This is a genomic window from Thiomicrospira sp. (assembly GCF_014859555.1).
Classification (GTDB): Bacteria; Pseudomonadota; Gammaproteobacteria; order Thiomicrospirales; family Thiomicrospiraceae; genus Thiomicrospira.
This window is the reverse complement of the sequence record NZ_JACUTY010000075.1, coordinates 1-6,572: the sequence shown is the minus strand read 5'-3', so window position 1 is coordinate 6,572 and position 6,572 is coordinate 1. Positions and strand designations below refer to the sequence as shown.

The window sequence follows — 6,572 nt, the reverse complement described above, 5'->3', positions numbered from 1 at the left end:
AAAGACAAATCATGAGGTGGTGAATATGTTTAACAGCAAGCTAAAAAATCAATTAAAAACTTGCCAACAACAGAACGTGTCTTTAAACGCGGTGCTTGAGGCTTTAGATAAGTCGATGGCGGTGATTGAATTTTCCCCACAGGGACAAATACAGCATGCCAATCCAAACTTTTTGGATTCGGTAGGTTATGCGTTGAATGAAGTGGTTGGACAGCATCACCGCATTTTTGTGCCGGGAGATATTCAGACGTCCGCTGAATATAAGCAGTTCTGGCAGGCTTTAGCACAAGGCAAAGTATTTCAGCAACGCTATAAGCGCTTAAATAAACAAGGCCATACCATTTGGTTGGAGGCGAGCTACAACCCGATTTTTAATGTGCATAACCAAGTCGAAAAGGTGATTAAGTTTGCGACCAATATTAGCCAAACGGTTGAGGCTGAAACGGAAGCCCATGCCAAAATCGAAGCCATAAGTCGAGCAATGGCAGTGATTGAATTTGATTTGCAGGGTAATATTTTGACGGCTAACCCGAATTTTTGTCAGACAGTGGGTTATGAGTTAAGCGAAATTAAAGGTCAGCATCACCGTTTATTTGTCGATTCGGCTTACGCAAAATCGGCTGAATACCGTGATTTTTGGGCCGCTCTGGCGCAAGGTGAGTTGAGTACAGGCACATATCGCCGTTTAAAGAAAAATGGTGACGAGCTTTGGTTGGAAGGTAGTTATAACCCAGTATTCGATTCCGAGGGTCGGCCTTATAAAGTGGTGAAGTATGCGACCGATATTGGATCAAATAAAAACACCCAATTACTTAACCAGGTGGTGGATGATGCCACCCAAGTGTTAAACAGTTTTGCGGCCGGGGACTTAAAAGCACGCATGCAAAATCACCTGGCGAAAGATGAGGTTTCGATGTTTCGTGAAGTGATTGAATCCTTGGCCGAAGGTTTTAATACCATGTCGGGCAAGTTGACGCGTGTTATTACAAACGCGGTGAACGCCTCTAACATTGTGCGCCATGCCGCGGATGAAGTGGCGGCCGGTTCCAGTGATCTTAGCCAGCGTGTGCAACAACAAGCGGCCGCGATTGAAGAAACCTCAGCGACGATGGAACAAATGACATCGGCCGTGCAAAACACAACTGAAAATGCACAACGTAGCGCCGAAATGGCGAAGCAGGTGCAAGCCAAGTCCACTGACAGTGCGCAGGTGATGCAGAAAACCATTGAAGCCATGACTGAGATTCAAGCCTCAAGTCATAAAATTGCCGATATCGTGAGCTTGATTGATGGCATAGCGTTTCAAACCAATTTATTGGCTTTAAATGCCGCCGTAGAAGCCGCACGCGCGGGCGATCACGGGCGCGGATTCGCGGTAGTCGCTGGTGAAGTACGCGCGTTAGCGCAAAAATCGGCCGAAGCCGCGAAAGATATTAAAAACTTAATTGATGAAAGCGTCTCACGTATTAATGACGGTACGCGTTTGGCTACCGAGTCTGGGGAGTCGTTGGATGGAATTAGCTTGTCAATTGATGAAATGGTGGCGATGATTACTCAGATTGCTAATGCATCGGCTGAGCAATCGGAAGGTATTCGTCAGGTTAACAGCGCGATTACGCAAATTGATGATGCCACTCAGCAAAATGCGGCCTTGGTTGAAGAAACCACCGCGGCTTCACAAACTTTGAGTGAGCAGTCGAGCATTTTACAAAGTGATATGGCGTATTTTGAAGTCAACACCGACTCAGATAAACCACGTAAAAGTTTGCGTTAGCGTAATCGTGCTTGTATTAGCTCGATTAAGAAGCCTATTCGTGCTTCTTGCCATGTATCAGAACCAAAAAACCGCTCTTATTCGAGCGGTTTTTTGGTTTAAACGGAGGATTATTTTAAAGCCGAAATAATGGCTTTTTCGACTTCAGCAATCGGCTGAGTGCCATCAATACGCACGTATTTTAGTGACGGCGTTTTGGCGGCGACGTTTTGGTAGTAATCAACCAAAGGGGCCGTTTGTTTGTGATAAACCGCTAAACGATCTTTCACGACCTCCGGTTTGTCGTCATCACGTTGAACCAATTCTTCGCCCGTTTCGTCGTCTTTACCTTCCACTTTTGGTGGGTTGTAAACAATGTGGTAAGTACGGCCCGATGCCAAATGAGCACGACGGCCCGACATACGTTCAACAATCACCTGGTCCGGCACATCAATTTCAACCACCGCATCAATGCCAACACCCGCCTCAGCCAAAGCATCCGCTTGCGGAACCGTGCGGGGGAAACCATCTAACAAAAAGCCTTGCGCACAGTCTAGTTGCGCAATGCGTTCTTTAACCAAACCAATAATCACCTCATCGGTAACCAACTTGCCTTCGTCCATAAACGATTTGGCCAGTTTGCCCATTTCGGTGCCCGCTTTGATCGCCGCACGCAACATGTCACCGGTCGAGATTTGTGGAATGTCGTATTGTTTGGTTAAAAACTGAGCTTGTGTGCCTTTGCCTGCGCCAGGTGCGCCCAAAAGAATGAGTTTCATAAATTTGTCCTAATCGTTAAAAGCGAAATCAAACCTAAAATTATACATTAAGGGACGGCTTATGTTTGATTCAAACTAAGCGGTCAATTCACGCAGTAAGCATTCGGCCTGTTGAGCGTAGTAACCGCCAAACAGATTATAGTGGTTTAAAACATGATAAAGGTTATAAAGGTTTTTGCGACTTTGATAACCTGTATCAAGCGGCCATTCGGCGTCATAACCCGCGTAAAATTGGTCGCTGTAACCGCCGAATAATTCGGTCATCGCAATATCGGTTTCACGATCACCATAATAACTGGCCGGGTCAAAAATGAGCGGTAAACCCTGGGTATCAAATGCGCTATTACCCGCCCACAAGTCGCCATGTAGTAAGGACGCTTGGGGCGCGTAGTTTTGAAAAAAAGAATTGATGTTTTGAATAAGTTGTTCGCCGAGTGCAATCAATTGATCCGGCGCACCATTGTGCTGTGCCAACTTTAGCTGAGGTTTAAGGCGTTGCTGAGCATAAAACTCAGGCCAGCTGTCCTGCCAAGCATTCAATTGCGGTGTGTGGCCAATGTAATTGGTTTGTTGCCAGCCAAACTGTGAGTGGGTTTGGCGGTGCATTTTCGCCAGTTGCTGACCACGTAAAAAGTCATCCCCCTGCGCCTGCATCTCGATATATTCCATTAACAACCAGGCCTGGTGGTTGGTGCAACCATAATTGATAATGGCTGGGCAACGGATAGTTTGACTGGCTTGAATCTTAGCTAATGCCAAAGCTTCGCTAGCGAATAAAGTCTCGGCTTTGGCGTGATTGGTTTTTAAGAAAAACGCGCCTTGGTTGGTTTGTAACCACCAGGCCTGGTGGATGTCGCCACCACTGACGCCTTTGACCTGTTTGATTTCAGTGTGCTCACCCAAAGCCTGCTGAACAATCGGTGTTAACCAGTCCAGTGGACTCACTGAAACAACTCACGGGTTAAGTCGCGAAGACTGGTAGGCGTAACGTCGGGTGCCTCTGGGGCATTTTTCTCATAAAATAACTCGAAAATGGCTTTAGGTGTATCCGCTGGCACGGGTGTGCCAGTGCTTGGATCGATTGGGATATTAACCAAACCTTCCGGCTGTAAAAACGGCGCATTGGGCGATTTTTTCAGCGCTTCACGCATGTAGTTAATCCAAATTGGCAAGGCCGCACGGCCAGATGTTTCACGTCGACCCAAACTACTAGGGCTATCAAACCCAACCCAAACACTGGTGGCAATATCCGGGTTATAACCTACAAACCACGCATCAAACTGCTGGTTGGTGGTGCCAGTTTTACCGGCAATGTCCATGCGTTCTAATACACGCGCACTGCGGCCAGTGCCATATTGAATTACGTCTTGCAGCATCGAGGTCATAATATAGGCGTTTTGCGGTGTAATGACTCTTGGTGCAAGGGTTGGGTCATTTTCAAAGCAGTGAATTTGACAGGCTTGTTTGGGTTCGGCTCGGTAAAGCACTTTGCCATTAAAGTCTCGTACTTCTTTAACAAAGTGGGGGTCAATCAAATAACCGCCATTCGCAAATACCGCATAAGCTCGTGCCGTTTCTAGTGGCGAGAACTGCGCTGATCCCAAAGCGAGTGAAAGGTTACGCTGCTTGTTGAGTTCTTCTAGTGGCAAGCCAAATAAGCTGGCATGATGAATCGTTGGATGAATGCCAAGGTCTTGCAATAAACGAATCGGCACTAGGTTGCGTGAATAAGCCACCGCTTGACGGATACGAGTTGGGCCATAAAAGCGACCAGAGAAGTTTTCTGGGCGCCAAATGTCTTCTAGTGCATCATCGTGGAAAACAACCGGCGCATCATTAATAACGCTGGCCGCTGTATAACCCCGATCTAATGCGGCTGAATACAAGAAAGGCTTAAAAGCCGAACCCAGCTGTCGCTTGGCTTGGGTGGCGCGGTTAAAGGTGCTTTTGAAATAAGCAAACCCACCTACTAACGAATAAATAGACCCATCTCTTGGGTTTAACGACACCATGCCGGTTTCGACATTTGGGTTTTGAGCCAAGGTCCATTCGCCATTTTGTTGGTGAATGTAAACCACATCGCCTTTTTTAAGAATATCTTCGGCTGACTCGGGCGCTGGGCCGGTGTGGTTGACGTCTAAATAACGTGCCGCCCAGCGCATGGTTTCAAACCGAATTTTAACCTCGGTGCCGTCGCGAATCATCAACCAGGCCTGGTCTTCGGTGATATCGGTTACCGCACCGACAGACAGATCACCCGGCGCGGCAAATCGATTAATCGCTTCTAAAATTTGCTCACGGTTGGTCATGACAGTTGGCACGAGCGAAATGAGTGGGCCGCGAAAACCATGACGACGTTCATAATCTTGCAAGCCATCACGAACCGCTTGGTTAGCGTATTGCTGATGTTGGCTATCAATCGTGGTGATAATGGTGAGCCCCATGTTGAGGGCGTCTTCGCCAAAGCGTTCTAATGCCCATTGGCGCGCCATTTCAGCTACATAGTTAGCTTCCACTTCAATGCGTACACCGGTTAAGGTCACTTCGATCGGCGCACTTTGCGCTAAGATCATTTCATTTTGGCTAATAAAACCCAGATCATTCATGCGTCGCAAAACATAGTTTCGGCGTTGTTGAGCGCGTGGTGGGTTGACTACCGGATTATAGGCAGAAGGCGCTTTGGGCAAGCCTGCAATGGTGGCGAACTCGTGTAACTCCAAATCGGCTAATTCTTTGCCATAATAAGTTTTTGCGGCGGCTGCGACCCCGTAAGAGCGATGGCCTAGAAAGATTTTGTTTAAATACAGTGCCATGATCTCTTGTTTGCTGAGCTCATGTTCGATCTTATAAGACAAAATAATTTCGTTAAGTTTACGGGTATAAGAGCGTTCACTAGTCAAAAAGAAATTACGTGCGACCTGCATCGTTACGGTTGAGCCGCCCGACTGTTTGGCGCCGGTGGTGATTAACTCATACACCGCACGCGCAATCCCTTTAAAGTCGACACCGCCATGTTCATAGAAGTTTTCATCTTCTGCAGAAATGATGGCTTGCGTCATGCGCTCAGGAATTTCATGATAAGCCAGCGGCAAGCGACGTTTTTCACCAATTTCAGTAATGAGTTTGCCGTCATGGGTTTCAATTCGCAGCGGAACTTGGTAGGAGATGTTTTTTAGGGTTGAGGCATCCGGTAGGGTCGGGTATACCTTAATAACGTAAGCAGTTAAGGCAAAAACGGGGATTAAACCGAGAATAAAAACCGTCAGGAACAGGATTTTCCAGATGGATCTTTTTTTTGGTTTAGGTGGTGTCGGCTCGGTTGAATCGTTATGTTCAGATGTCATGTTTTGTTCTGTAACAGCTTAATTTAAAAAGACTATTGTACGTTAATTCGATAGGTTTGGGTATGGCTGCCGAAAAAGCTTCACATTTGTTTTTGTCTAGGTTTTAAGCAAAAAAATCGCCTTGCATTTACTTTAAGCCCCGCAGAATCAACCAGGGGTTAATCAAGGTGTCCTTTAGCTGATTTGTATTTTTTGGCTAAAAAGTAAGTTTAATACTGGGTCTGAAAACTTGGGCTGGGTAAGGTGTGATTAGTCCATCACCGTTTAGTTTAGAGCATAAAAAAACCGACCCTTCTCATTTTCAGACAAGGGTCGGTTTTTAATTGTAGCGATTTAAACAGGGGTGAATTATCCGCGGTTTTTATAACGCCCTGTTTTGATATCACTCCACGCCATGAACAAACCGCCGCCAATAATCATGACGACCGCTGATATCACGCCAATCATGCCAATTACTTGCAATAGAGACGCTGGTAAAAGGTCAAAATAAATTCCCATGAAAACCACTAACGGCAGCACAAATACAATGGCCACACCGATAATGAATTGAAGTATGTTTTTCTTGTTTTGTTGGGTCATGTTTGTCGCCTCAAAATAGTTTTAGAAGTTTACGTTTGTGAAATATACCGCTATAACGGCTAAATTTCAAATCTTAGTTACATCCAGTTTAGGCAAAGTTTGATTTCAGTCAAGAAA

Annotated in this window: 5 protein-coding genes; 1 reads left to right on the top strand and 4 read right to left on the bottom strand. The window is 46.1% G+C overall.

Annotated features, from left to right (window positions below):
• The coding region (locus IBX48_RS09490) for a methyl-accepting chemotaxis protein (protein ID WP_296833789.1) at positions 1-1,774 on the top strand (1,774 nt) is incomplete at its 5' end.
• 110 nt (positions 1,775-1,884) lie between these two features.
• Here the strand turns inward: IBX48_RS09490 and adk are convergent.
• The 4 genes from adk to IBX48_RS09470 form a co-directional block, all read right to left on the bottom strand.
• Complete coding sequence (gene adk / locus IBX48_RS09485; protein ID WP_296833786.1) at positions 1,885-2,532, bottom strand: adenylate kinase; 648 nt, start codon at positions 2,530-2,532, stop codon at positions 1,885-1,887.
• A gap of 75 nt (positions 2,533-2,607) precedes the next feature.
• Positions 2,608-3,477, bottom strand: coding sequence for a fructosamine kinase family protein (locus IBX48_RS09480; protein WP_296833784.1), 870 nt, complete (start codon positions 3,475-3,477; stop codon positions 2,608-2,610).
• Positions 3,474-5,876 (bottom strand): penicillin-binding protein 1A, encoded by a 2,403-nt coding sequence (locus tag IBX48_RS09475; RefSeq protein ID WP_296833781.1) that lies wholly within the window; start codon positions 5,874-5,876, stop codon positions 3,474-3,476. The genes IBX48_RS09480 and IBX48_RS09475 overlap by 4 nt, the downstream gene beginning before the upstream one ends.
• A 348-nt stretch (positions 5,877-6,224) precedes the next feature.
• Positions 6,225-6,455, bottom strand: coding sequence for a hypothetical protein (locus tag IBX48_RS09470; RefSeq protein ID WP_296833778.1), 231 nt, complete (start codon positions 6,453-6,455; stop codon positions 6,225-6,227).
• Positions 6,456-6,572 lie beyond the last annotated feature (117 nt).